Consider the following 25,256-nt stretch of genomic DNA (forward strand, 5'->3'; position numbering starts at 1 on the left):
GTAGAAGGGCAGCCGGGCCCGTACGGCCCGTAGCGCCGGCGTCGAGGACGGTGCGAGAGGATCCGATGGCGGGAGCGAAAGACAAGACACGGTTTCTGCGCGAGGGCCTGTTCGCCAAATACGTCGTCTCCCTCGTCGGCCTCGTCGTGTTCGTGCTCGCCGTCAACGGCGCGATGGAGACCTGGATCTCCTATCGCGCCACCAAGACCCAGCTGACCGACGGGCTCGAGGACAAGGCGCAAGGAGCCGCAAGGCGGATCGAGCAGTCGATCTCCGAGCTCGAGCGGCAGATCAGCTGGGTGACGCGGGCGAGCCAGGACACGCTGGAGAAACGCCGCGCCGACTACGCCGCGCTGCTGCACCAGGTCTCGGTCGTCAACCAGCTGTTCCAACTCAACGGCGAGGGACGCGAGGTGCTGCGCGTCTCGCGCCAGTCGACCACGACCGGCGGCAATGCCGACCTCTCCCGCGACATGCGCTTCACCGACACCGTCGCCCGCGGCGTCAGCTATGCGCCGGCCTGGTTCGCCGACCGGACGCCGATGATGTCGATCTCGGTGGCGCATTCCGGCTTCAATGCCGGCGTCACCGTGGCCGAGATCGACCTCGGCTTCCTCTCCGACTTCCTGTCCGACGCCCAGGTCGGCAAGGCCGCCTTCGCCTATGTGGTCGATCCGCGCGGCCGCGTGCTGGCGACGTCGTCGAAGGGGCCCGATGTCGGCAAGGATCTGTCGAAGCTGCCGCAGGTGGCGGCCGCGATCGCGCCCGGGCGCGCGCCGGACACGTCGGGCACCGATTTCAACGGCCATTCGGTGATGAGCGCGGCCAGCACCGTGCCGAAGCTCGGCTGGAACGTGATGTTCGAGCAGCCGACCACGCAGGCGCTGATGCCGATCCGCGACCAGCTGGTGCGTATCGCGCTTTTGATCGGGATGGGCCTGATGGTCGCGATCCTCGCCGGCACGCTGCTTGCGCGCCGCATGATCATCCCGATCACTGCGCTGCGCGACGGCGCGCACAAGCTCGGCGAGGGCGATTTCAGCCACCGCATCGACGTCCACACCTCCGACGAGCTGGAAGACCTCGCCGGCCAGTTCAACCGCATGGCCGGCCAGATCCAGGAAACTTATTCAAATCTCGAAACCAAGGTCGACGAGCGCACCCGCGATCTCGCCCAGTCGATCAACGAGCTGAAGGTGCTGGAAGAGGTCGGCCGCGCCGTTGCCTCCTCGCTCGATCTCAACGCCGTGCTGCCGACCATCGCCGCGCGCGCGATCGAGATCACCCATGCCGATGCGGTGCTGATCTACGGCTATGATGCCGCGACGCGACGCTTCAACCTAGTCGAGGCTGGCGGCATCGACAAATCGGCCGATGGCGCGCATGTCACGATCGAGGAAGGCGACAACATCCTCAGCGAGGCCGCCGATAGCTGTGAGCCGATCGCGCTGGCCGATCTCGACCAGGCCGCCGAGCAGCCGCTGCGCGACGTCGCGGTCGAGGCCGGCTTCCATTCGGTGCTGGTGGTGCCGCTGGTGGACCAGCAGGGCACGCTCGGCTCGCTCGTCGTGCTGCGCCGCGCCAGTGGTGAATTCGCCGCCAGCATCATCGGCCTGATGCGCACCTTTGCCAACCAGGCCGTGCTGGCGATGCGCAACGCGCGGCTGTTCACCGAGGTCGATGCCAAGGGCCGCGAGCTCGCGGCTGCGAACGAGACCGTTCGCGCCCAGGCCGACAAGCTCAAGCAACAGACCGAGCAGCTCAAGGACTGGAACAAGTCGCTGGAGGAGCGTGTCGAGACCCAGCTCGGCGAGATCGAGCGCATCCGCAAGCTCGAGCGCTTCCTGGCGCCGCAGGTGGCGCAGCTGATCGCCTCGTCCGACAGCCCCGAGGGGCTGCTCACCAGCCAGCGCCGCGAAGTGACCGTGGTGTTCTGCGACCTGCGCGGCTTCACCGCCTTCACCGAGGCGACCGAGCCGGAAGAGGCGATGAACGTGCTGCGCGAATATCACGCCGCGCTCGGCACGCTGATCTTCAAATACGAGGGCACGCTCGACAAATATGCCGGCGACGGCGTGATGATCCTGTTCAACGCGCCGATCCAGTTCGAGGACCACACCAAGCGCGCCGTGAAGATGGCGGTGGAGATGCGCGACACGATCGGCCCGCTGACCGAGCGCTGGCGCAACCGCGGCCACAGCCTGGGGTTCGGCATCGGCATCGCGCTCGGCTATGCCACGCTCGGCCAGGTCGGCTTCGAGCAGCGGCTGGAATATGCCGCGATCGGCAGTGTCACCAACCTCGCCTCCCGCCTCTGCGGCGAGGCCAAGCCCAACCAGATCGTGGTCAGCCGCCGCGTCTACGGCATCGTGGAGGAATGGGTCGAAGCGCAGCCGCTCGACGATCTCCAGCTCAAGGGGTTCAATCATCCCGTGCTGGCGATGGAGATTCTGAACTGGCGCGAGGAAGTGGAGAACGTGGTGGACGCGGCGGCGGCGCGGCGGAGAGGCTGAGCGCGCTTCCATCACCAAGATCAGCGGTCAAGGAATCCTTGACAACTGATGTTCGCGACCAGCCGACCGACTCGCGAAACAGATACCTTCGAACATGAAAGTCGAAAACAACCCCATGCACAGTAGCCAAGGGACTGGCGGCACGGCGTATTTTCGCCGCCAATGCGGATTTAGCGAATTTTACGTTGACGCGTCGGGCAAAACACCGGCATAATGGCAACATCGGGCGACTGCGCCGGACTTCTGGTCGTCAGGCGTTGGTTCGTTTGCGTCCGCGTGCCTTCACGCCCCCCGCTTCGGCCCGATCGTCTCGAACCCCGCCTTCTGCTCGTCGCTCAGATCGGCCTCGAAATCGTCGAGTGCGTCGGCGACTCCTTTCACCGCTTGCTGCATCGTCTCCAGCCGCGCCTTCACCGTTGCGAGACGGGCCTGCGGGGTCGCGGCGGGTTTGGTCGGGCAGGCGCTGAGCGTCTGCATGGTGCGCAGCGTGGTGTCCTGGAGCACGTCGAGCCGCGCGCGGGCCACCTCGTCGAGCCCAAGCGTGGAGGCGATCTCGGCGGCCGGCCATTGCTGCTGCACGAGTTGCTCGTATTGACGCTGGGCCTGCACGTCAAAGCGGGGATCATGATCGGGCTCGCAGGCTCTGGCGGCTTGCGCGTCCTTGCGCTGGATTGCCGCGAGTGCGGCGCGGCGCTCATGGGAGAGGGACTCGAGCTTTGCTTTCTGGCCGTCGTCGAGGAGAGCTTCGAATTTGGCGAGCGGCGGCGCGAGCGCGTCGGTGGCCTTGATCATGGCCTCCACGCGCGTCTGCATCAGGCCGAGGCGTTCTGCGGCGTTGGCCGGCGGCTGCGCCGGGCAGGTGGTGCGGATGGTGTCGCGCGCAGCCAGCCACGCGGCGGCGAGATCGTCGAGCGCGGTGCGCTGCACTTCGTTCGGCTGCACGGCGGCAGCGATGCGGTCGACCGGCAGGCCGCCGCTGTCGCTGGCATCGCAAACGGCGTCCAGCGTCGGTACCCTTCGCCCGCGCCTGGCTGGCGGTGCGGTGTAGGCGGCGAGCTCCCTCGCCGCATAGGGCGCGAAGATCGCGGCATAGATGTCGCCGTAGCCATAGAGCGAGAGGCTGGTCGCATCGCCAAGGATGATCGCATTGGTGAGATCGTCATGCGCGAACGGCCAGAACACCGGGCCGACCCATCCGTAGCTTCCGTCAGGATGACGCCACCAGCCCTGCGAACGCCGCCCACCATGCCAGCCGGACAAAGCGGCCTGCGCCGTGAGCGCGGCGCGCAGAATGGTGGGATTGGAGAGTTGGCCGCGCCCGGCACCGCGGGGATCTTGCGACCGCAACGCGGCGGCGCGGTATCGTCCGCTCCGCACCGCCATGCGGGAATGGTGCAGGCGCGACATGCTGAGGACGTGGCCGACGGCGAACCGTGCGACGCCGAGCGGACCGCCGCGGATCCCGAACTGCGCCTCGGCTGTCGTCGGCAGCAGCAAAGCCAGACTCGCGAGGGCCGCCGCCGCCAGCGCCAGTCGCATGCGTGAGTTCGAGCTGAGCAAAGAGTTGACCACGTCCTGGCCCTCCACGCGCATCGCGTCGCAGGAATGAGACGCGGAGCGGAACCAAAGGTTCCGGGCGGGCGGCGGTCAAAGCGTCGCAAGAGGAGCCATCGATGGAGGCTCGTTTTCCGCCAGCGACAGGGCAATCGCATAGAGAGGGCTGGCTCTCTCAGCGACGTCATGGCCGGGCATGTCCCGGCCATCCACGCCTTGATCCGCCCCACGAAGAACGTGGATGCCCGGGACAAGCCCGGGCATGACGAAGGGAGAGCTCACTCCGCCTTCTGCGGCAGCACGAAGGTCTGGCCGGGATAGATCAGATTGGGATTGTGGATCTTGTCGCGGTTGGCGTTGAAGATCACGGCGTAGCGGGCGCCGTCGCCGTAAGCGAGCCGGCTCAGGGTCCACAGGCTGTCGCCGCGGGTGATCACCCGGCTGCCGGTCCCTGCGGGCGCGGTGTTGAAGACGTCCGCCGTCGACGCCGATACGACCGTCGTGGCCGCAGGCGCGGCCGGCGCATGTGCCATCAGCCGTGGTTTCGGTGCGCCCGTCAGCCGCGGCCGCGCCGCTGATTTTTCCGATGCGGTCGACAGGCGCGGCGCGGCAAGAGCCGCGACGATATCCGACTTCTCATCCGGCTTCTCGGCCTGCTTCGCCTCCGGCCGGGCGGCCGGCGCTTGGCGCGCGGGCGGGGGCGCCAATTCGGCGACGGTCACCGGCATGGTGCGGGCGGACTGCGTGACGGTGCCGTCAGGCGCTTTCGCCCGCAGCGTCAGTTCATAGGAGCCGGCGGGAAGTTTCGGCGGGGTCATCACGAACTGGCCGGAGGCATCGGCCACCACAGCATCGAGCGGCTGGCCGTCGCGCAGCAGCTCGACCCTGGCGCCCGGCACGGCCACGCCCGCAATCACCGCGGCCTCGCCATGATCGTCGACGCGCGCAACGTCGAAACGGGGGCCCGCGTCGGTCGCTGCCGCCGGCGGCTTGGCCGGCACGAGATCGGCCAGCGCCGTCACCTGCTTCTGCGTCTCGGCCATCGCATCCGCCTTCGGGGCGGATGGCGCGGACGGCGCCGTGGCGGCGAGCTTTGGCTCGTCGGTCTTGGCTTCAGGTTTGGCTTCAGGTTTGGCCGCCGTCTTGGTTTCGACTTTGGCCTCGACTTTGGCCTCGGCCCTCGGCTCCGGCCTGGTTTCCGGCTTCGTGGCTGCCGCGATTTCGGTCTTCGTCCCACCCGGCATGAGGCGGCGCAGCTCGGTCGGGCCGATCACCAGCACGGTGCCGACCAATGCGAGCAGACAGAATGCAATGAAGGCCTTGGTCGCGGTGATCATCAGGACATGAACCCTTGGGTGGCAAATCGGCCGTAGGCGGCAAATTGCGCCGATTTGGCTGCGGCAGCAAGACGGTCGATGGGATGAACCGGCGCAGCCCCCTCGGCGTCAAATGAGCGAGGCCGCGCTGCGGCATTTTTCAGGGAATTTTCCCGTGACCGCGCTTTTTCGCCCCGCACCATGGCTGGCGCTTGCCCTGACACTGGCCGTCTCGCCGGTCCTTGCTGCATCCGGCCCGCCGCCGGACTACGTTCTCACCGACAATGCCGATCTTGCCTTCACCTCGCCGGACGGCGCCACCCGGATCGAGCAATACATGAAGGACGGCGGGAATTTCGACGTCAAATGGCAGGCCTGGGCGCGGCACGGCGAGGCGATGACCGAGCTGAGGCCGGAGCAGGGCTATGGCGCCGGCTTCCGCTTCACCCCGGACTCGCAATGGCTGGTGCGGATGCAAAAGACCGGCTCCGGCGCGCAGGACCTGTTTCTCTATCATGTCGAGAACGGCGCGTTCGTGAACGCGACCAAGACGTCGCTCAGCGATCTCGCCTGGGCCTATTTCCGCAGCCGGCCGGACACCAGGATGAAGCTCGACTACCACATCTCGGCCAATCTGATGAAAGGCACCGAAGATGCCTATCGCTGGCTCGGCGTCGACTGGCCCGCCAACCGCTACCTCGTGATCTCGCTGTCGGGCGAAATGGACAAGCATCCGAAGAACGTCGCCGTGAAGGGGCTCGCCGACTGGAAATGTCGTTACGACCTCAAGACCGGCAAGTTCGACGTGCCGGCGATGTTCGCGAAGGGGAACGCGGAAGCGTTGAAATGGGAAATTCGGCGGTGAGCGCCGGACGGCGCACCAACCCACTGATTCAGTGCCGATTCATCATTTCCTAACCCTTGTCGGTAACGGGGTCTTGGCGGTTTTGCTGCATCTTGCATCCCACGGGAGGGCTGGATGGGCACATCGATCCGATGGACCGCGCGCATGCGCGCGTCGCTCCGACGTTGGCAGGGCGCGCCGTTGACGTGGCTGATCGCCGGCGGCGTCGTGCTGATGGTCGCGATGGCCATCGGCACCGCGCTCACCGTCGACCGCTTCCGGCAGAACGCGATCGAGAGCGGCCGCGCCAGTCTGGAGAGCGCCGTGCGGCTGCTGGCCCGGCATTTCGACCGCGAGTTCGAGGACTTCGCGGTGCTGCAGAAGAGCATCATCGCCGAGCTCGAAAGCCACGGCATCGAATCCACCGAGATCTTCCGCAGCGAGATGGGCACCCTCGCGATGCACGAGGTGCTGCGCGCCAAGGCCAGCGGCTGGTCCGACATCGCCGGCGCCAATTTGTTCGATTCCAGGGGCGTGCTGATCAATTCGTCGAAGCGCTGGCCGGTCGCCGACATCTCGGTATCGGACCGCGGTTATTTCAACCGCCTCATGAACGATCCCGCCGCACAGGAAGAGATCGAGGTCGTGCCCGGCCGGTTCGGCGACGGACCCGCGATCGTGTTCGCACGCCGCATCTCCGGTCCGCACGGCGAATTCCTCGGCATGGTGTCGCGCGCGATCGCGCCCGAGCAACTGGAATCCTTCTTCGCATCGAGCGGGCTCGGCGAGGATTCCTCGATCGCGATGCACCACCAGAGCGGCCAGTTGCTCGCACGCATTCCGCATGTCGACGCGATGATCGGGCAGAACTACCGCAAGGGCACGCCCGAGCAGATGGCGGTGTTCGAGCGAACTTTCGTCACGACCCAGCTCGCCAGCCCGATGGACGGCAAGGACCGCATCGTCGCCTCGCGCATGCTGACCGGCGAACCGCTGGTCGTGGTCGCCACCCGATCGCTGGACGCGACGCTCGCCACCTGGCGCTCACAGACCAAATTCTTCGTCGCCGTCGCGGTGCTGTCGATCGGCCTGCTCGTGCTCACGCTCTATCTGATCTTCCGCCAGATGACGCGCCGGCTGTCGATCGAGAAGCAGCGGCTCGACACCGCCCTGAACACGATGACGCAGGGCCTTCTGATGTTCGATCAGGACGAGCAGCTGATCGTCTGCAACAGACGTTACATCGAGATGTACGGCCTCTCCACCGACGTGGTGAAGCCCGGCGCCTATTTCCGCGACGTGATCCAGCATCGCTTCGACACCGGCTCGTTCGAGGGCGACGTCGATGCCTATTGCGACGGGATCCTGAGCCGGGTCGGACTGACGCAGAGCGCCATCGTGGAGACTTCCGACGGCCGCCTGATCGAGATCAAGAACCAGCCCGGCGCTTCCGGCGGCTGGCTCGCCACCCATGACGACGTCACCGAGCGCATCCGCGCCGACGAGCGCATCGCCCACATGGCGCACTACGACGCGCTGACCGACCTGCCCAACCGCGTGCTGATGCGCGGCCATCTGGAGCGCCGCGTGGCGGAGCTGGCCCAGGGCAAGCCGTTCGCGATCCTCTATATCGACGTCGACGAGTTCAAGGGCGTCAACGATTCGCTCGGCCACGAGGTCGGCGACGAATTGCTGCGCCAGGTCGCGAGCCGCCTGCGCGCCTGCGTCAGCGGCAACGATCTCGTCGCGCGTCTCGGCGGCGACGAGTTCGCCATCGTCAAGGCCGGAACCAGCGACCCGGCCGAACTGACGGCATTGGCTGAAGATATCCTCAAGGCGCTGCGCTCGCCCGTGAACTGCAAGGGCCAGGAGATTCCGACCGACGCCAGCATCGGCATCGCGATCGCGCCCGATCATGGCGACAATCTCGACGACCTGCTCAAGCGCGCCGATCTGGCGATGTATGCGGCGAAGTCGGAGGGCCGCCGCACCTTCCGCCTGTTCGTGCCCGAATACGACGCCAAGGCGCGGCTGCGCCGGCAGCTCGAGCTCGATCTGCGCCAGGCGCTCGCCCGCGGCGAATTCGAGGTGCATTACCAGCCGCTGGTCGACCTTGCGGCCAATGTCGTCACCGGCTGCGAGGCGCTGCTGCGCTGGCGCCACCCCGAACGCGGCATGATCTCGCCAGCCGACTTCATCCCGGTCGCGGAAGAGACCGGACTGATCGGCGAGATCGGCGAATGGGTGCTGAAGCAGGCCTGTACCGAAGCCGCCAGCTGGCCGGGCAACATCCATGTCGCCGTCAACGTCTCGCCGGTGCAGTTCCGTGCCCGGACGCTGGCGCTCAAGGTTGCCGCCGCGCTCGCGGAATCAGGCCTCGCGCCCGGCCGGCTCGAGCTCGAGGTCACCGAAACCGTGCTAATCCGCGACGACGAGGAGGCGCTGACGATCCTGCAGCAGCTGCGCGAACTCGGCGTGCGAATCGCGCTCGACGATTTCGGCACCGGCTATTCGTCGCTGAGCTATCTGCACCGTTTCCCCTTCGACAAGATCAAGATCGACCGCAGCTTCATCAGCGACATCGGCGAGCCCGAGGATTCATCTCCGATCGTGCAGGCGGTGGTGCACATGGCCGCCGCCCGCCGCATGGCGACGACGGCCGAAGGCGTCGAGACCGAAGCCCAGCGTGACGTGCTGCGTCAGCTCGGATGCAGCCAGATGCAGGGCTGGCTGTTCAGCCCGGCGGTGCCGGCGGCAAAGCTGAAACAATTGTTGGCCGCGCAGGCGGTGGCCGCCTAGCGCCCCGCGCGGGTTCCGGACCGCGAATTGACGTCCAGGAACGCCTTATCGATTGACACGGCCGCCCGGGAGTGTTCACGTCGCCCCCGAACTGTATCGCGATGCCAAGTCGCTCGCGTGTTCGAGGCCGGCGGACCAGATCGCCGTTGCTGTCACCCTCACGATCGCAATGAAACTCCTGCGCAATCGGCTGCGTGCAGGACTGCCTCATTTCGCAGCCTAGCCAAGGAATCTCAATTGCAGGTCCTCGTCCGCGACAACAACATCGATCAGGCGCTTCGTGTTCTGAAGAAGAAGATGCAGCGCGAAGGCGTTTTTCGCGAGATGAAGCAGCGGCGGTCCTACGAGAAGCCTTCCGAGAAGAAAACGCGCGAGAAAGGCGAGGCCATTCGTCGGGCCCGCAAGCTCGCCCGCAAGCAGATGATCAGGGAGGGCCTGCTTCCTGCGCCTCCGAAAAAGAAGCTTCCGGAGCGCAAGCCCGGCTTGCCGCAGACCGCAAGGCCCGCGAGCTGAACGCAGCCGCCCCGACGGTTCCGCTCCTCAGCGCAAGGGATCGACCATGCGGAAGGCTTCGTCCAGCAGATGCGGCGTGTGCTTTCCAGGGGAGAGCCGGCACGCACGGTCGAAATAATCCTTCAATGCCGGCCGGAACGAGGGGTGCGCTGCATTGCCGATGACGACCGCGGCCCGCTGTTTCGGAGACAGGCCGCGCAAATCGGCGAGACCATGCTCCGTCACGATGATCTGCACGTCGTGCTCGGTGTGATCGACATGCGTCACCATCGGCACGATCGCCGAGATTGATCCGCCCTTGGCGGTCGACGGCGTCATGAAGATCGAGAGATAGGCGTTGCGCGCGAAATCGCCGGAGCCGCCGATCCCGTTCATGATGGTGGTGCCGCGAATGTGGGTCGAGTTGACGTTGCCGTAGATGTCGGCCTCGATCAATCCGTTCATTGCGATCACCCCCAGCCGCCGGATCACCTCGGGATGGTTGGAGATCTCCTGCGTGCGCAGCACGATTTTCGTCTTGAGGCTTTCGATGTCGCGATCGAATTGCCGGGTCGCGTCGGCACTGAGCGACAGCGCGGTGGCGGAGGCAAGCACCATCCGGCCGGAGCGAACCAGGTTCAGCATGCCGTCCTGCAGCACTTCGGTATAGGCGGTGAGCCCTGAGAACGGGCCGTTCTCGAGTCCCGCCATCACGGCATTGGCCACGTTGCCGACACCGGACTGGATCGGCAGCAATTCCGGCGGCAGCCGGCCGCGGCGAACCTCGTGCCCCAGAAATTCGAGGATGTGGCCGGCGATCGCCTCGGATGTCGCATCGGGTGCGGCGAAGCTGGTGTCGCGATCCGGAGCATTGGTCTCGACCACGGCAATGACCTTGGCGGGATCGCAGCGAAACGTGGTTTCGCCGATCCTGTCTCCGGGCGCGATGATGGGGATGGGCTTGCGGTGCGGCGGCAGCCGGGTGCCGTAGTAGACGTCGTGCATGCCCTGCAGGGCCGTGCTCATCCCCGAATTGACTTCGAGAATGATGCGATCGGCCTGATCGAGCCAGGTCTTGTTGTTGCCGATGGACTTCGAGGGCACCAGGCTGCCATCCGGCAGGATGGCCGTGACCTCGATCAGCGCCACATCCAGATGTCCGAGAAAGCCGAACCAGACGAACTGCGCGACATGGCTGAGGTGAATGTCGACGTAGTCCATCGCGCCGGCGTTGATGCGCTCGCGCGTGACCGGATCGGACTGGTAGGGCAAGCGCAGCTGAACACCGTTGACCTTGGCCAGCGCACCATCCAGCTCGGGCGCAGTCGAAGCGCCGGTCCACACGCCGATCCGGAATGGTTCGCCGCGCGCATGCGCCTGCTCGATCCGGCGCGCCAGTGCCGTCGGGACCGCCTTCGGGTGACCCGATCCGGTAAAGCCGCTCATGCCCACATTCGCGCCGTGCGGCACGAGCGCGGCGGCATCATCAGCCGACATGATTTTCGAACGAAGGGCCGGCGACGCGATGCGCGAACGATCAATGGGCACGTGAACCTCTCTGGATTCACGGATTCTCCATCAAATCGGCCGTGTGCGGATGATTTAGATCAAGCGGGCGCGCACGCCATCGAGACGCGCACAGCGCCGGCTACCAGACGATGGGGGTGAATTTCAACCCGCGTTCGAGGATTTCCTCGCGAAGGCGTTCCGCTCGTTCCCTGGCCGCGGCACCGACCAGTCGATACTTGTCACCGAGCGCCTTGTCGGCGTCGACCTGACGGCGGATCCCGTCGTAGAGACGCAGAACGGCCTCGTCGCTGAGATGCTCGAAATTCCTGACGGGGGCCTGGACGGCTTTGGCAGGGGATTCTCTCCTCAAGCCTGAGAGAATATCCTCGATCGATTTCTTGTCGTCCATCATTCAATTTTTATCTGTTGTCGACAACCCAGGCGATCAAAGGGATGGTTACATCTTTTTCCCGACAACGGTCCTGAGATCAATAAAGTTCCAATTTGGCGAAAGCGGTCGAAGCGGGCCCGCAGCTCTCATACTGTCTCCACCAAGAAATCGACCTGAACGATTGCATGTTTTCCTGGTGTGGACGCGGTCGCGGTGTTCATGCCGGCCTTCGAATATCTTCGCCCGCGAGGTAGCCGGCACGTGCGGTCACCGAACGTGTACCAGACCACAACACGCCGGCCGCCCTTGCGGTCTCTGCCCCTTCGGCATCGACCGACGCCAGCCGCCGCTGAAAACGTCCGCCCCTCCGGCGGAGACGAGGCCCGGAAACGGAGGCGAATCCAAACCGGACCTCGGACCGCAACTTCACCGTGAAGGTGACGCAACGATCGGACAGCTAACGTCTCAGGCGGCCCCGGAGTTCACATCAGCCGCTTAGCGGCACGCACTTCGGCGAATTCGGAGTCGGGATGGCTGACGATGGTGGCGACCATGATGCCGCTGATGATCAGCGACCAGGCTGTGTTCCAATAAATCCAAAACATGCCAGCCTCCGTTCGATCTCCACCGCCCGCGGGGATCAAGGTAACGGCAAGCCAACGCTGCCGTTCCCGGCGCGATTGCGGCACGGTGTGGCGCGGGCGAAGCGCGGCGCTATTTTTTGTTGGTCGGCGGGGGCGTGCGATCGGTTTGACCGGTGTGGCGCTTTGCCACGACGTCTTCATCCCGCGCGCCTTCGCGCGGGCGCGGCGGGGGTTTGGGCTGGCCGGCCTGGCCGCCATGCTTGCCGCCCATGTCGGGCTTGCCTTCGAGATCGTTGTCACGGGACATGCCGAGTCAATGCGCCGGCGCGGCAATTGTTCGTATCGCATGCGCTGTTTTCGGCTGTGAACGAGTTCATAGGACCGCCGCTGTTTGCGGTGCACGATTGATCGAGCTTTCATCGACGGATTTGGCTTGATGCGGGACCGACTCGTTGCCTGGACCATCCTGACCTCAGCCCTGGTCGCGGTGGCCGTGTGGACAGTGCTCGGACCGCCTGACCACCCGACCGGTCCGCGTCCGCCCTCCCGCGACTTGACCGCAGCGGTGCGCTAGCATTCGCGACCGATGCGAATTCGGTATCGATCGCCCTCCAGGGGAGGGCAAACGCTCCAGCGAACCTCGCGGCCTTGGCGGCGACTAATTCAACAGGAGGCATCGCGCCGCCTGCTGCTGCGGCATTCTCATCCGGCCGGACCATGGCTCGCCGCTGTCGCTTCTGCTAACGATGAGGCCGTCAAGGCCCCAACCGGAATGACCGATGCGTCCATTGCCTGCGCGTTCCTTTTCCCGACATCTCGTTGCGCTCACCGGGCTGCTGCTGTGCGCCCAGCCCGTGCTCGCCGCCGATGACGACGCGCCCAAGGGGCCGGCGGTCACGGTGCTGAAGGTCGCAAAATCCTGCTTCTCTGACATTGTCGAGGCGACCGGCACGATCATCGCGCGCGAGGAGACCTCGGTGCGGCCGGAGCGTCCGGGCCTGAAGGTCACGGACGTGCTGGCGGAGGCCGGCGACACCACCACGGCCGGCCAGGTGCTGGCGCGGCTGGCGCTGCCGGAAGGCGGCTCGCTTCAGGTCACCGCCCCCGTCGCGGGCGTGATCGCGACGTCGACCGCGCAGATCGGTAATCTCGCCTCGGCCAAGGGCGAAGCGCTGTTCACGATCGTGGCACGCAGCGAATACGATCTGGTCGGCCTGGTCGCGACCACCGATATCCGAAAGCTGGCGATCAATCAGCCGACGACCGTGCGCATTGCCGGTGCCGGCGACATCGACGGCAAGGTGCGCCGCATCGGGCCGACCGTCGAACCCAACATCCAACAGGGCCTGGTTTATATCGGCATCTCCTCGCAGAAGCGGCTGCTGCTGAATGCGAGCGGACGCGCGCTGATCAAGACCGGTCAGAGCTGCAACGTCGCGGTGCCGCTGACCTCGGTGCAATATTCGACCGCCGGCACCGTGGTGCAGGTGATTCGCCGCAACCGCGTCGAGACCAAGCGCGTCGAGATCGGCTTGATGTCAGGCGGCAATATCGAGGTACGGGAAGGCCTCAACGAAGGCGATATCGTCGTCGCCCGCGCCGGCGCGCTGCTCCGCGAAGGCGATCCGGTGCGCCCGGTGATGGCCGCGGAAGCCGCGAAGTAGCAGCCAAGCTAAGCACGCCGTAGGGTGGATTAGCCGAAGGCGTAATCCACCTATTTGCCGTCCGAGTTGACAGAGAATTGGTGGATTACGCTTCGCAATCCACCCTACGACAGCCGTGAAAAATCAGCCGCCGGCTGCGTCGAAATGGACGTCTTCGAGCAGCGACGACGACACGGTCGGGACCTGGTCGCCTTCGGAGGCGCGGGAGATGGCGACGCGGGTCTTGTTGAAGACGCTTTCGGCGCTGCCCTGCGCATTGAGATTGCCGAGGAGTTCGCTGACCAGCGTGCTGTGGTCGCCCTTGCCGTCGTCGGCGACCTTGCCGGGCGAGGCCGAGGTGAGGATCAGCGCATTGTCGGGCGCACTGATCGGCGCGAGGCCGTGGCTGTAGGAGCGGAAGCGGCGCTCGTAGGGGTTACGGCGGGAGGCGTCGACCACGACGAGCTTGGCCTTGGCGCCCTGCTCCTTCATCATGTCGAGCACGCCGTCGATGGAGACGCCCTGACGGCGGACGTCGCTTTCCTTCCAGATCACGGCATCGACCGGAAGCATGTAGCTCTGGCGGCCTGCCTGCACGCCGAAGCCGCCGAAGAACAGCATGACGACGGTGTCGCGCTTGATCCGCGACTTCAGGCGGTTGACGGCGCGGACCATGTCGTCCTTGGTCGCGTCTTCCACCATGTCGACGTCAAAGCCGTTCTTGCGCAGCGACGAGGACAGCGCGCGGGCATCGTTGATCGACTGCGTCAGCGGCACGCCGGCGTCGGGATAATGTCCATTGCCGATGACGAGAGCGAGGCGCGAAGCATGGCCGATCGAGCCGGTGACCTGGTCGGTCGTAACGGCCTTGGCGGCATCGAGCGCACGCATGTTGAGGGCAGCGTGGGCGCCGATCACGAGCGAGACCGTCCCGATGAGGGCTGCGGCCACCGCGATCGTGCGTCGGGAAATGTCGAGCTGCCTTACATTCATCTCGCTTCATTCCTGTCAGTGCCAAAGACCAGCCAAGCGCGCGCACACAGATTAAGTAGCGCGATAGCGTCTTCAGGTTTGAGGGATTGGCCGGGGGTGTGCCCCCGAATTGCGCGCAATTTGCGGCGCCGCACCAAACAAACCCTTAACCGGATATCGCCTCCCCGGCAATAGATTGCCCAAAATTTGAGCTAAGTCGCTGAATAGATTAATTAATTCAGCGACCACAATTTGCGCATTTTCGCGATCCCCGTAGCCTTCCGGGGGTCAAATATGCAGCCCTCGTGCCGGATTTTTCCGTGAGATCCCTCACATTTGTATTTCCTGCGAATCCGGGTAGCTTTTTCAAAGACTTGCAGGGGGTGGCACGCAGGTGGGAGCGTGCCGGCCGGCCCCCGGCCGAGGCCCCGCGACCAGGTATTTCATGAGCTTTCATTATTTTGCCGGCGCCGCCTGCCGGGCGCTGCTGGCGCCGAAGGACGGCCCCTCTCTTTATGACGTCTGCGATCCCGTATTGTCTGCGACCACCAGCGGCGATCCGCATCTGGCCAAGTTCTACAAGACCGCGCTCGGCAATCCCGCACTGCGGGTGCTGTTGCGACGTGCTGGCCTGCCGGAGCTGCGTGACGAGGCGAAGCTCGGCAAACTGCGCGCGGCGCTCGCGCACGCCCGCGACGAGGCCGAGCCCGACTGGGCGGCGGTCGGCCAGCCCGTCGCCGATCTCGTCGACAGCATCGCGCTCGACCATCCGAAACCGCCCCCGCAATGTTCACGGGCTCGGCGCCGCCGCAGGCCCAGATCGACGGCGTGATCCGCGACTGCGCGCAGCATCTGCTCGGCTCGTACCGCCGAAACGGCTTTCTGCCGACCTATGCCGCCTTCAATTTGATCGGCGACCCCGATTTTCGCGGGCGCGAGCTGATCATGGCGCTGACGGGGCTGAACGCGCGCGGCTACAAGAACTCCTCGCTGATGTTCAACCTTGCCCGCGTCTTCATCGCGCGCTCGAAGGCAGCCGACGTGATCAATCCACCCTGGACCGGCATTGCCGAACCGATGTGGGAGCCGGTGCAGATCCGACACCGCTCGGCCTATTACGACGCGTTCTTCATCGAGGCGCTGCTGAGCTATGCCGAGACCGGGCTCGCCTCGCCGGCCGACAAGATCGCGGCAGAGCGCGCCATCGCCGACATGGTGGATTTCTGCGTCAACATCAGCCGCGAGGAGGTCGAGGGCCTGGACGGCGCGCGGTTCAACGTCATCACCGCACTGGCGCCGGCGCCGCATCCGCGCTTTTCGCGCTTCTTCGCGCAGATCAAGCAGGAGCTCGGCTTCGGCGTCTACGTGCCGGATTGCGACACCACGGCATGCTCGATCTCGGCGGCAACGCAGGCCGGCTGCACCGATCCGATCATCGACCAGCCGCTGCTGGATTTCTATGCGGGCTACCAGGTGCGCGCCGGCGTCAACGAGCCGCGCGTGACCGTGCCGATCAACGACAATATCGACTACGAGGGCGGGGTCGCGACCTGGATCGACAATCTCAAAGGCGAGCGGCCCTATGGCAACGATCTCGATCCGACCCTCAATCTCGATATTCTCGAGGTGAGCTTTCGTAACCTTGCGCGCTGGCAGATCCTGGAGAATCCGGCGCGGCTAGCCACCGTGCATCGCATCATCGGCTTCCAGAAGCGGCTCGCCGCCTCAGGCGCCTTCGCCAATCCGCGCTCGCACATCTATTATCTGCCGGAGCTCTACAGCGCCTATTTCGGCCGCTGCTATGCGGCCTTCCTGGCGCTGCCGCTGGCGGCGCAGGCTGTGATCGACCCCGACGGCGATTTCGACTTCATCCGCCACCGCGTGCTCTCCTATGTGAAGGGCGAGCTGATGGCCGCCGAGATGAACGTGTTCGACGCGGCGCTGGCGCTGATCGCGCTCGGCCATCTCGGCGCCGACCCGCGTGCGTTTGCGCCGGCGCTGAACGTGATCGTCGCCAGCCTCGGCGAAGGCGGCCGCCGCGGTCCGTTCCGCGCCTATGAGTGGAACAAGATGAAGACGCCGACGCGGATTCTGGTCGGCGGGCCCGAGGTGACCTCGGCGTTCGTGCTGATGGGACTGGCGGTGGCGAAGCGGGCGATGGCCGGGCGGAGGTAAGCAAGACGCGCCCAATGACAGGAAGTTGAAAGCCTATCTGTCAGGCAGGCGCTGGCCGCGCGGACAAAAGCCGACCACAATTGCAGGCTCTATCGAGATTTGTTCACACGCGGATCGGTATGTTGCGAAAATTCCTGATTGCGCTGTCATTGCTCGGCCTGTCCCAGCTCACCCCGCCCTCGCCGGCTGCGGCCGCCGACATCTCCGGCACGGCCAAGGTTCGCTCCGGCGATGCCGTCATGATCGGCAACACACGCGTCCGGCTCGGCGGCATCGACGCGCCACAGGTCGACCAGCTCTGCCTCAACACCAAGAGCGAGCGCTGGACCTGCGGCATCGCCGCCCGCGACGAACTTGCCAAACATGCCGAGGGCAAGAATTGGCTCTGCCATGCCCGCTCGATCGACCGGCGCGGCCGGACCGTGGCGCGCTGCGAGGTCGGCGGCGAGGATATCCAGAAATGGCTCGTGCGCAGCGGCTGGGCGCTGGCCTACACCCGCGTCTCCCACGATTACGACGCCGACGAGGCCGCCGCACGCGAGGCAAAGGCCGGCATGTGGCAGGGGGCTTTCATTGCCCCCTGGGACTGGCGCGTTCGCAACAAGAAGACGACGATATTGGGTGCCACCAAGCCGCCGGACGGGGCGCATGCTGTGCTGCTCGCCTCGGCCTCGGGGCCGGTCGCGCCCTCGCCCGACTGCACCATCAAGGGCAACGTGAACAGCGCCGGCGAGTGCATTTTTCACCAGCCGACCAGCCGCTGGTACACCCAGATCAAGATGCGGATCAGCAAGGGCACTCGCTGGTTCTGTTCGGTCGAGGAGGCGGAGGCCGCGGGCTGCCGCGAGACGAAACGTTAGCCCACCTCAGACCTGCGTTTTCCGGCCTTTTCTTGCACTGCAGCGCGGCGTAAAAGTGCAGCGAGCGACCCACCACCTGTTCTCAAGCAACAAGGACTGACAGCAATGACCGTTCGCGCGGGCCGGGAATTTCTGGCCATCCCCGGGCCGACCACGATGCCCGACGCCGTGCTGCAGGCGATGCATCGTCCGGCGATCGACATCTACTCCAAACAGATGACCGACCTGACCGAGAGCCTGCTCCGCGACATCTCGGGCCTGTTTGCCACCAAGGGTAAGTCCTACATCTATATCGCCAACGGCCACGGCGCCTGGGAGGCCGCGCTGAGCAACGTGCTGTCGCGCGGCGACAAGGTGCTGGTGCTGGAGAGCGGCCGCTTCGCGATCGGCTGGGGCCATGCGGCAGCCCTGATGGGCGCCGAGGTCGAGGTGCTCACGGGCGACTGGCGCCGCGCGGTGCGTCCGCAAGAGGTCGAGGAGCGCCTGCGCCGCGACAAGGAGCACGCGATCAAGGCCGTCGTCGTCGTCCAGGTCGATACCGCGTCCGGCGTGCAGAACGACATCGAGGCGATCGGCAAGGCGATCAAGGCGAGCGGCCATCCCGCCCTGTACATGGTCGACACCGTGGCCTCGCTCGGCTGCATGCCGTTCGAGATGGACAAATGGGGCGTCGACGTCGCGATGTCCGGCTCGCAGAAGGGCCTGATGACGCCGCCCGGCCTCGGCTTCGTCGCCGCCAACGCGCGCGCGCGCGAGGTGCAGAAGACGGCGAACATGTCGACCCCCTATTGGAGCTGGAGCGAGCGCGAGGGCAGCGAGCACTATCGCAAATATGCCGGCACCGCGCCGGTGCACTTGCTGTTCGCGCTGCGCCAGGCGATCGACCTGCTGCACGAGGAAGGGCTGGAGAACGCCTTCCGCCGCCACTCCCTGCTCGGCGAAGCCACGCGCCGCGCGGTCTCCGCATGGTCGGAAGGCCAGGTGCTCGGCTTCAACATCGCGGAAGCGAGCGAACGCTCCAACACCGTGACCACGGTGACCATGAGCAACGGACATGATCCAGCAATCCTGCAACGCTATTGCAAGGAGAAATGCGGCGTCGTGCTCGGCACCGGCATCGGCGATCTCTCCGGCCAGGCGTTCCGCATCGCCCATATGGGCCACGTCAATGCGCCGATGCTGCTCGGCACGCTCGGTGTCATCGAGGTCGGCCTGAACGCGCTGAAGATTCCGCACGGCAAGGGCGGGCTCGAGGCGGCGGTCGCGTATCTCGGCGACGAGGTGGCGGCGTAGGCCGACAGCCCGCGCCCCCTCCGCTGTCGTCCCGGGGCGCGCATCGCTTGTCCGGGACGACAGCGGAGCATCTGGTTAAGGCTGTGGCACGCGATACGCTTCCACCTGCGCCTTCAGCTCCTCCAGCGACACAAGCGGCGCGTTCGGGTCGACGCGGTATTCCCCACGCGCCAGCCATCCCAGCACCATCGCGTCCACCGCCGGCGAGTGGTGGATGACGTCGGCGTAATTGTCGAGGTCGTGCGTCACCGCCTTGATTGCGCGAAAATCGTGGAGACGGACGTTGGAAAGCTGGGACAGGCGTTGCGCGATATGTGCGGTGAGATCGGTGACGATCTTCAGCGTCTCCGGCGAGGCATCGCGCATCGCGACGAATTGCAGGATCGAATAGGGCGGGAAGTAGATGTCGAAGGTCACATCGGGATGGCGCGTGATCAGAGCGACCGCATCCTGCTCGAAATGCCGGACCATGGCCTCATAGCCATAGCCTTCGCCGAGGAAACGGCTGCGAGCGGGATCGGTGATATAGGCGAAGGCGGCAAGCGTCCTCTGCGCATTGTAGCCGCGCGCGACGTCGAAATTTCGCGGCAGCGCGTAGATGTCGTCGACATCGGACAGCGCGAACTTGACGGGGAGATAAGGTGCAGCCCGTGTCAGCGGGTCCCGCAGCGGCGGAATGGACCGCAATAGCCCGAACAGGGATTCCTTCGCCATCGCGGCACTGAACAGATAGGACGCGATGCCCTTTGTTGTCCGGCGATAGAGATCGACCGATAGATAAGGATCGGCCTCGATGTCCGCGGCATCGACGAAGATGAAATCGTCCATCTCCCAGATCACGCGCCGGGCGCCGTGGTCGATCGCCTGCTCCAGCACGAGGCCCTGCTGGCGCGAATTGGAGCCGGTCATCGCCAGCTTGAGCGAGCGGACGCCGAGCGCGCGGTCGATGTCGCTCTGGCGAAAATGAATCGCCAGCGAGGTGCCCATGAAGGCAGTGTCGAACAGCTGGCTGCGGATCAGCCCGGCATTCTGCACGCGCGTGTCTTCGGAGTAACCGGCTGCGACGAGACGCGACGGGCGAAACAGTTGCAGGGGATCGACCAGATAAGTGAGCGCAGCCGCGCCCAGCACGCAGGTGATGCTCGCGAGGATGAGACGCTTCAGGCTGGTGAAGGCGCGGCGCATCAGAACCGGAAGTAGATGAATTCGCTGTGGCTCTGGATGCCCAGAATGCCGAACGCGAGCACCAGTGACGCGCCGTAGAGGACTAGCGGCCGCATGCGTCCTGCCCACAAGGCCTCGCCGACCCGGCGATTGCCGTGATCATATCCCATGATCGCTTGCGTGTTCGGCGCCAACCACACCAGTGCCGCGTAAATCGATACCATCACCAGCGCCGCGATCTCATCGCGGCCGAAGACGATGTTCGCGGGATCCGCCATGGCGCGGAGGACCCGCAGCGCCCATGCAACGCTCTCGGCGCGAAAAAACACCCAGGCGACGACGACGGCGAGGAAGGTCAACGCGGCTCCGGCAATGCGGACCGGCCACGCAAGCGATGCCGGAACATCAGGCACCAGGGCATTGAAGGCGTGATTGACGCAGAGATAGGCGCCGTGCAGCACGCCCCAAATGACAAACGTCCAGGCCGCGCCGTGCCAGAGGCCGCCGAGCAGCATCGTGAGCAGCAGGTTGACATAGCGCAGCACGCGGCCGCGACGGTTGCCGCCGAGCGGGATGTAGAGATAGTCGCGCAAGAACTGAGACAAGGTCATGTGCCAGCGCCGCCAGAACTCGACGATGCTGGTCGCCTTGTAGGGCGAGTTGAAATTGACCGGCAGGAAGATGCCGAACATCAGCGAGATCCCGATCGCCATGTCCGAATAGCCCGAGAAATCGAAATAGAGTTGGAACGTGTAGGCGAGTGCGCCGAGCCAGGCCTGGTCAAAGCTCGGCGCGCGCGCGTCGAAGGCGAGCGCGACCAGCGGCTGGATGCCGTCGGCAAGGCAGGTCTTCTTGAACAGGCCGATGGCGAAGATGATGATTCCGCACAGCATCAGATGCGGGTCCGGATGCTTGGACTCCTCCCGCTCGAATTGCGGGATCATGTCCTTGTGGTGGAGGATCGGCCCGGCGATCAGATGCGGAAAATAAGTCACGAACAGCGCATAATGCGGCAGCGCATAGGCAGCGACCTGGCCGCGATACGCATCGACCAGGAACGCGATCTGGGTGAAGGTGTAGAAAGAGATGCCGACCGGCAGCAGGATGTGGATCGCGGCATGCGTGCCGAACAGCGCGTTGATGTTGTCGGTGGCAAAGCCGGCATATTTGAAGATGCCGAGCACGAGCAGATCGCCGACGACCCCGAGCGCGAGCGCGGCCTTTCGCTGCGGCGGGGTGAGCTTCGCCACGATGAGGAGATGGCCGACGCCGTAGTTGAAGGCGATCGACAGCAGCAGCAGCGCCACGAACTGCCAGTTGCCGATGGCGTAGAAGGCGAGCGAAGCCGCCGCCAGCCAGATCACCGGGGCCAGATTGCTGCGCAGCCCGGGCCAGAAATACCCGGCCAGCACGATCGGCAGGAACAGCAGGATGAACGGATAGGAATTGAACAGCATCAGGCTGGACCGGCGGCGGGATATCGTCCCTAAAGCATACCAGCGGGCGATCAACAACCCGGCGGGTTGGTGCGGTCGCTGGCAATTCGTCGGATCGGGACGATATAAGACGAGACAGACATCTGAATGAGGATCGAGTGCCCCAGACCAAGACCCCCTCCCAGCCCCCGTCGCCCCGCGCCGGCCGCATTCCTTTACGCGGCACGGCATCACCGTGACCGACGACTACGCCTGGTTGAAGGACGAGAAATGGCAGGAGGTGCTGCGCGACCCCAAAGTGCTCGATCCGGACATCCGCAAATATCTCGATGAAGAGAACGTCTACACCGAGAGCCTGCTCGGCCATACCGGAGCCCTCCAGAAGACGCTGGTGCGCGAGATGCGCGGGCGGATCAAGGAGGACGATTCCAGCGTCCCCTCGCCGGATGGGCCGTTCGCCTATTTCCGCAAGTTCCGCGAAGGCGGGCAGCACGAGCTGTTCGGCCGCATGCCGCGTGACGGCGGTGAGGGCCAGATCGTGCTCGACGGCGATGCCCTGGCCAAGGACCACACCTATTTCAAGTTCGGCGGCAGCCGTCACTCCAACGATCACAAGCTGCAGGCCTGGAGCGCGGACACCAAGGGTTCCGAATATTTTTCGATCCGTGTCCGCGACTGGGCCACGGGCAAGGATCTCGACGACGTTGTCGAGGAGACCGATGGCGGCGTGGTCTGGGCTGCGGACGCCAAGTCCTTCTTTTACGTGAAGCTCGACGACAATCACCGGCCGATGCAGGTGTGGCTGCACACGCTCGGCACCAAGCAGGCCGGCGACACGCTCGTCTACGAAGAGCAGGATGCCGGCTGGTTCACCCATCTGCACGAGAGCACCAGCGGCCGCTTCTGCGTGATCGCGGGCGGCGACCACGAGACCTCCGAGCAGCGGCTGATCGATCTCGCCCATCCCGAAGCGCCGCCGCGGCTGGTCGCGGCGCGCGAGGAAGGCGTGCAGTATTCGCTGGCCGACCGCGGCGACGAGCTCTTCATCCTCACCAATGCCGACGACGCCATCGACTTCAAGATCGTCACCGCGCCGCTCTCCGCGCCCGAGCGCGCGAACTGGCGCGACCTGATCCCGTATCGACCGGGCATCTACATGATCGATCTCGACCTCTATGCCGGCCATCTGGTGCGGCTGGAGCGTGCCAATGCGCTGCCGGCAATCGTGATCCGCGATCTCGTGACGAAGGAAGAGCACGCCATCGCCTTCGACGAAGCCGCCTATTCGCTCGACACGATGGGCTCCTACGAATTCGAGACGACGAATTTGCGATTCGCCTATTCGTCGATGACGACGCCGTCGGAAGTCTACGACTACGACATGGCCAAGCGCACGCGCAACCTGCGCAAGCGCCAGGAGATTCCGTCCGGCCACAATGCGGCCGACTACGTCACCACGCGCATCATGGCGAAAGCGCATGACGGCGCCGAGGTGCCGGTGTCGATCCTCTATCGTCGCGGCCTCAAGCTCGACGGATCGGCGCCGCTGCTGCTCTACGGCTACGGCTCCTACGGCATGGCGATGCCGGCCTCGTTCAATGCCAATCGCCTGTCCCTGGTCGATCGCGGCTTCGTCTACGCCATCGCCCATATCCGCGGCGGCGCCGACAAGGGCTGGGGCTGGTATCTCGACGGCAAGCGCGAGAAGAAGACCAACAGCTTCGACGATTTCTCGGCCAGCGCCCGCGCGCTGATCGACGCGAAGTACACCAGCGCCAAGCGCATCGTCGGCCATGGCGGCTCGGCCGGCGGCATGCTGATGGGCGCGGTGGCCAACCGCGCCGGCGAGCTGTTCGCGGGCATCGTCGCCGAGGTGCCGTTCGTCGACGTGCTCAACACCATGCTCGACGACACGCTGCCCCTGACGCCTCCGGAATGGCCCGAATGGGGCAACCCGATCGAGAGCGAGAAGGATTTTCGAACGATCCTGTCCTACTCGCCCTACGACAACGTCGCCGCGAAGGAATATCCGGCGATCCTGGCGATGGGCGGCTTGACCGATCCGCGCGTCACCTATTGGGAGCCGGCCAAGTGGATCGCCCGCCTGCGCGCCACCATGAGCGGCGGCGGTCCGGTGCTCCTGCGCACCAACATGGGCGCCGGGCACGGCGGCGCATCGGGGCGCTTCGACCGCCTCGATGAGGTCGCGATCGTCTACGCGTTCGCGCTGTGGGCGGCGGGGATGGCGGAAGCCGGGGTGTAATCCCGTAGCCCGGATGGAGCGCAGCGAAATCCGGGACCTTACTCAAAACGAGCACCGCCCCGGATTGCGCTTCGCTCCATCCGGGCTACAGGAGCAAGCATGCGACGTTACATCAAGCGGGATTTTCCGACCTCGAACGTCCGCCGCCTGCTCGAGCCGGGGCCCATCGTCCTTGTGAGCTCGGCCCACAAGGACCAGACCAACATCATGACGATGGGCTGGCACATGATGATGGAGTTCTCGCCGGCGCTGGTGGCCTGCATCATCTCGAGCGCGAACCACAGTTTCGATCTGATCCGCAGCAGTCGCCAATGCGTGATCAACATCCCGACCGCCGACCTCGCAACGACGGTCGTGAAAATCGGGAACAGCTCAGGGCGCGATATCGACAAGTTCGGCGAATTCGGCCTGACGCCCAAGCCGGGCATGCATGTCCGGGCGCCGCTGATCGACGAGTGCTATGCCAGCTTCGAATGCCAGCTTGCCGACGCAAGCCAGGTGAAAAAGTACAACATGTTCATCTTCGAGGTGGTCAAGGCGCACGTGGCGACGGCACCGAAGCTGCCGAAGACCATCCACTATCGCGGCGACGGCGAGTTCATGATCTCCGGCGCCGAGACACGCAAATACCGCAAGCTGTTCCGGCCCGGAATGCTCTGACCGTTCCGCGACCGGCGCCTGCTATCGCCCGTTCTTCTTCCGCCATTCCGCAAACTCGGTGAGCGTCTGCGGATCTGTCGCGGGATAGAGACCGAAAATGCCGCGGCCCTTGCCGACTTCCTCGGTGACGAAATCCTCGAACGCGGTCATCTCGAAGGCTTCGTTGGCGATCTCCTCAGTGAGATGTGCGGGGATCACGATGACGCCGTCGGCATCGCCGAGGATGACGTCGCCGGGAAACACCGGCGCGTCGCCGCAGCCGATCGGCACGTTGATCTCGATCGCCTGGTGCAGCGTCAGGTTGGTCGGCGCCGAGGGGCGATGGTGGTAGGCGGGAATGCCGAGTCTTGCGATCTCGGCGGAATCGCGAAAGCCGCCGTCGGTGACGACGCCGGCAACGCCGCGCTTCATCAACCGCGTCACCAGGATCGCCCCGGCCGAAGCCGCGCGCGCGTCCTTGCGGCTGTCCATCACCAGCACCGAACCGGGCGGGCAATCCTCGATCGCCTTGCGCTGCGGATGCGAGCGATCCCTGAAGACATCGATGGTGTTGAGGTCCTCGCGCGCCGGCATGTAGCGCAGCGTGAAGGCTTCCCCGACCATGGTCGGCTGGTCCGCGCCCAGGGGGTGCACATCCTGGATCATCTGGATGCGCAGGCCGCGCTTGAACAGAGCGGTGGCGACGGTGGCGGTGGAGACGGTCTTGAGCTTGGTGCGGGTGGCTTCGGACAGTTTGGACATGGGACACTCTCTTTTGTCATTCCGGGGCGCGCGTAGCGCGAACCCGG

The 25,256-nt window shown here is 65.3% G+C and carries 19 protein-coding genes and 1 pseudogene; 10 read left to right on the forward strand and 10 right to left on the reverse strand.

All coding sequences use genetic code 11. The annotated features are described in order from the left end of the window. Positions 1 to 65: 65 nt before the first annotated feature. Complete coding sequence (locus ACQ86E_RS12360; RefSeq protein WP_431205615.1) at positions 66 to 2,513, forward strand: adenylate/guanylate cyclase domain-containing protein; 2,448 nt, start codon at positions 66 to 68, stop codon at positions 2,511 to 2,513. A gap of 282 nt (positions 2,514 to 2,795) precedes the next feature. Here ACQ86E_RS12360 and ACQ86E_RS12365 read toward each other — a convergent pair whose 3' ends face one another. Together ACQ86E_RS12365 and ACQ86E_RS12370 are read right to left on the reverse strand one after the other, a co-directional pair. Beyond that, on the reverse strand, positions 2,796 to 4,052 hold the full coding sequence (locus ACQ86E_RS12365; RefSeq protein WP_431206458.1) for a Spy/CpxP family protein refolding chaperone: 1,257 nt from the start codon (positions 4,050 to 4,052) through the stop codon (positions 2,796 to 2,798). Positions 4,053 to 4,345: 293 nt separating this feature from the next. Further along, a complete protein-coding gene (locus ACQ86E_RS12370) occupies positions 4,346 to 5,404 on the reverse strand; it encodes a LysM peptidoglycan-binding domain-containing protein (RefSeq protein ID WP_431205616.1) in 1,059 nt (352 codons plus the stop codon). 154 nt (positions 5,405 to 5,558) lie between these two features. Here ACQ86E_RS12370 and ACQ86E_RS12375 point away from each other — a divergent pair, with 154 nt between their 5' ends. The 3 genes from ACQ86E_RS12375 to rpsU all read left to right on the forward strand — a co-directional run bounded on the left by ACQ86E_RS12375 (position 5,559) and on the right by rpsU (position 9,539). Next, positions 5,559 to 6,248 carry a hypothetical protein gene (locus ACQ86E_RS12375; RefSeq protein WP_431205617.1) on the forward strand — a complete coding sequence of 230 codons (690 nt, stop codon included), beginning with the start codon at positions 5,559 to 5,561 and terminating at the stop codon, positions 6,246 to 6,248. Positions 6,249 to 6,362: 114 nt separating this feature from the next. Continuing rightward, complete coding sequence (locus ACQ86E_RS12380) at positions 6,363 to 9,026, forward strand: bifunctional diguanylate cyclase/phosphodiesterase (RefSeq protein WP_431205618.1); 2,664 nt, start codon at positions 6,363 to 6,365, stop codon at positions 9,024 to 9,026. A gap of 237 nt (positions 9,027 to 9,263) precedes the next feature. Then, positions 9,264 to 9,539: a 30S ribosomal protein S21 gene (gene rpsU, locus ACQ86E_RS12385; RefSeq protein WP_431206459.1), complete on the forward strand. Its 276-nt coding sequence runs from the start codon at positions 9,264 to 9,266 to the stop codon at positions 9,537 to 9,539. Positions 9,540 to 9,566: 27 nt separating this feature from the next. On the opposite strand, the gene ACQ86E_RS12390 is transcribed toward rpsU, so the two are convergent. From ACQ86E_RS12390 to ACQ86E_RS12405, 4 genes are all read right to left on the reverse strand, one after another. Next, positions 9,567 to 11,015: an acetyl-CoA hydrolase/transferase family protein gene (locus tag ACQ86E_RS12390; protein ID WP_431205619.1), complete on the reverse strand. Its 1,449-nt coding sequence runs from the start codon at positions 11,013 to 11,015 to the stop codon at positions 9,567 to 9,569. A gap of 151 nt (positions 11,016 to 11,166) precedes the next feature. After that, positions 11,167 to 11,439: a hypothetical protein gene (locus ACQ86E_RS12395; RefSeq protein ID WP_431205620.1), complete on the reverse strand. Its 273-nt coding sequence runs from the start codon at positions 11,437 to 11,439 to the stop codon at positions 11,167 to 11,169. Positions 11,440 to 11,900: 461 nt separating this feature from the next. Then, positions 11,901 to 12,023 (reverse strand): hypothetical protein, encoded by a 123-nt coding sequence (locus ACQ86E_RS12400; RefSeq protein WP_431205621.1) that lies wholly within the window; start codon positions 12,021 to 12,023, stop codon positions 11,901 to 11,903. 109 nt (positions 12,024 to 12,132) lie between these two features. Beyond that, the gene (locus ACQ86E_RS12405; RefSeq protein WP_431205622.1) at positions 12,133 to 12,309 is read right to left on the reverse strand and encodes a hypothetical protein; all 177 of its coding nucleotides are present in this window, start codon (positions 12,307 to 12,309) and stop codon (positions 12,133 to 12,135) included. 472 nt (positions 12,310 to 12,781) lie between these two features. Between ACQ86E_RS12405 and ACQ86E_RS12410 the strand changes: the two genes are divergently transcribed. Beyond that, the gene (locus ACQ86E_RS12410) at positions 12,782 to 13,666 is read left to right on the forward strand and encodes an efflux RND transporter periplasmic adaptor subunit (RefSeq protein ID WP_431205623.1); all 885 of its coding nucleotides are present in this window, start codon (positions 12,782 to 12,784) and stop codon (positions 13,664 to 13,666) included. A 123-nt stretch (positions 13,667 to 13,789) separates the two neighbouring features. Here ACQ86E_RS12410 and ACQ86E_RS12415 read toward each other — a convergent pair whose 3' ends face one another. Continuing rightward, entirely contained in the window at positions 13,790 to 14,638 is an 849-nt protein-coding gene (locus ACQ86E_RS12415) for a caspase family protein (protein WP_431205624.1), read from the reverse strand. Between the two features lie 424 nt (positions 14,639 to 15,062). On the opposite strand from ACQ86E_RS12415, the pseudogene ACQ86E_RS12420 reads away from it, so the two are divergent. From ACQ86E_RS12420 to ACQ86E_RS12430, 3 genes and pseudogenes are all read left to right on the forward strand, one after another. Continuing rightward, a pseudogene (locus ACQ86E_RS12420) lies at positions 15,063 to 16,792 on the forward strand (hypothetical protein). Between the two features lie 119 nt (positions 16,793 to 16,911). Then, complete coding sequence (locus ACQ86E_RS12425; RefSeq protein ID WP_431205625.1) at positions 16,912 to 17,652, forward strand: thermonuclease family protein; 741 nt, start codon at positions 16,912 to 16,914, stop codon at positions 17,650 to 17,652. 105 nt (positions 17,653 to 17,757) lie between these two features. After that, a complete protein-coding gene (locus ACQ86E_RS12430; RefSeq protein WP_431205626.1) occupies positions 17,758 to 18,945 on the forward strand; it encodes a pyridoxal-phosphate-dependent aminotransferase family protein in 1,188 nt (395 codons plus the stop codon). Positions 18,946 to 19,020: 75 nt separating this feature from the next. Here ACQ86E_RS12430 and ACQ86E_RS12435 read toward each other — a convergent pair whose 3' ends face one another. Together ACQ86E_RS12435 and ACQ86E_RS12440 are read right to left on the reverse strand one after the other, a co-directional pair. Beyond that, entirely contained in the window at positions 19,021 to 20,130 is a 1,110-nt protein-coding gene (locus tag ACQ86E_RS12435; RefSeq protein WP_431205627.1) for a hypothetical protein, read from the reverse strand. Continuing rightward, entirely contained in the window at positions 20,130 to 21,566 is a 1,437-nt protein-coding gene (locus ACQ86E_RS12440) for an MBOAT family O-acyltransferase (RefSeq protein WP_431205628.1), read from the reverse strand. The genes ACQ86E_RS12435 and ACQ86E_RS12440 overlap by 1 nt, the downstream gene beginning before the upstream one ends. Before the next feature lie 214 nt (positions 21,567 to 21,780). On the opposite strand from ACQ86E_RS12440, the gene ACQ86E_RS12445 reads away from it, so the two are divergent. After that, positions 21,781 to 23,808 carry a S9 family peptidase gene (locus ACQ86E_RS12445; protein WP_431205629.1) on the forward strand — a complete coding sequence of 676 codons (2,028 nt, stop codon included), beginning with the start codon at positions 21,781 to 21,783 and terminating at the stop codon, positions 23,806 to 23,808. Between the two features lie 99 nt (positions 23,809 to 23,907). Further along, complete coding sequence (locus ACQ86E_RS12450) at positions 23,908 to 24,468, forward strand: flavin reductase family protein (RefSeq protein ID WP_431205630.1); 561 nt, start codon at positions 23,908 to 23,910, stop codon at positions 24,466 to 24,468. 21 nt (positions 24,469 to 24,489) lie between these two features. Here the strand turns inward: ACQ86E_RS12450 and ACQ86E_RS12455 are convergent, their stop codons facing one another. Then, the gene (locus ACQ86E_RS12455) at positions 24,490 to 25,209 is read right to left on the reverse strand and encodes a ribonuclease activity regulator RraA (protein WP_431205631.1); all 720 of its coding nucleotides are present in this window, start codon (positions 25,207 to 25,209) and stop codon (positions 24,490 to 24,492) included. Positions 25,210 to 25,256: the final 47 nt, after the last annotated feature.

The sequence above is a fragment of the Bradyrhizobium betae genome (assembly GCF_050632175.1).
In the GTDB taxonomy this organism is placed as follows: domain Bacteria; phylum Pseudomonadota; class Alphaproteobacteria; order Rhizobiales; family Xanthobacteraceae; genus Bradyrhizobium; species Bradyrhizobium betae_B.

What these genes read in the sequence shown, in the direction of transcription:
- ACQ86E_RS12360 (WP_431205615.1), top strand. Translation starts at nt 66, where the DNA reads ATGGCGGGAGCGAAAGACAAGACACGGTTTCTGCGCGAGGGCCTGTTC.
- ACQ86E_RS12365 (WP_431206458.1), bottom strand. Translation starts at nt 4,052, where the DNA reads ATGCGACTGGCGCTGGCGGCGGCGGCCCTCGCGAGTCTGGCTTTGCTG.
- ACQ86E_RS12370 (WP_431205616.1), bottom strand. Translation starts at nt 5,404, where the DNA reads ATGATCACCGCGACCAAGGCCTTCATTGCATTCTGTCTGCTCGCATTG.
- ACQ86E_RS12380 (WP_431205618.1), top strand. Translation starts at nt 6,363, where the DNA reads ATGGGCACATCGATCCGATGGACCGCGCGCATGCGCGCGTCGCTCCGA.
- ACQ86E_RS12390 (WP_431205619.1), bottom strand. Translation starts at nt 11,015, where the DNA reads ATGTCGGCTGATGATGCCGCCGCGCTCGTGCCGCACGGCGCGAATGTG.
- ACQ86E_RS12395 (WP_431205620.1), bottom strand. Translation starts at nt 11,439, where the DNA reads ATGATGGACGACAAGAAATCGATCGAGGATATTCTCTCAGGCTTGAGG.
- ACQ86E_RS12400 (WP_431205621.1), bottom strand. Translation starts at nt 12,023, where the DNA reads ATGTTTTGGATTTATTGGAACACAGCCTGGTCGCTGATCATCAGCGGC.
- ACQ86E_RS12405 (WP_431205622.1), bottom strand. Translation starts at nt 12,309, where the DNA reads ATGTCCCGTGACAACGATCTCGAAGGCAAGCCCGACATGGGCGGCAAG.
- ACQ86E_RS12410 (WP_431205623.1), top strand. Translation starts at nt 12,782, where the DNA reads ATGCGTCCATTGCCTGCGCGTTCCTTTTCCCGACATCTCGTTGCGCTC.
- ACQ86E_RS12415 (WP_431205624.1), bottom strand. Translation starts at nt 14,638, where the DNA reads ATGAATGTAAGGCAGCTCGACATTTCCCGACGCACGATCGCGGTGGCC.
- ACQ86E_RS12425 (WP_431205625.1), top strand. Translation starts at nt 16,912, where the DNA reads ATGTTGCGAAAATTCCTGATTGCGCTGTCATTGCTCGGCCTGTCCCAG.
- ACQ86E_RS12430 (WP_431205626.1), top strand. Translation starts at nt 17,758, where the DNA reads ATGACCGTTCGCGCGGGCCGGGAATTTCTGGCCATCCCCGGGCCGACC.
- ACQ86E_RS12435 (WP_431205627.1), bottom strand. Translation starts at nt 20,130, where the DNA reads ATGCGCCGCGCCTTCACCAGCCTGAAGCGTCTCATCCTCGCGAGCATC.
- ACQ86E_RS12440 (WP_431205628.1), bottom strand. Translation starts at nt 21,566, where the DNA reads ATGCTGTTCAATTCCTATCCGTTCATCCTGCTGTTCCTGCCGATCGTG.
- ACQ86E_RS12450 (WP_431205630.1), top strand. Translation starts at nt 23,908, where the DNA reads ATGCGACGTTACATCAAGCGGGATTTTCCGACCTCGAACGTCCGCCGC.
- ACQ86E_RS12455 (WP_431205631.1), bottom strand. Translation starts at nt 25,209, where the DNA reads ATGTCCAAACTGTCCGAAGCCACCCGCACCAAGCTCAAGACCGTCTCC.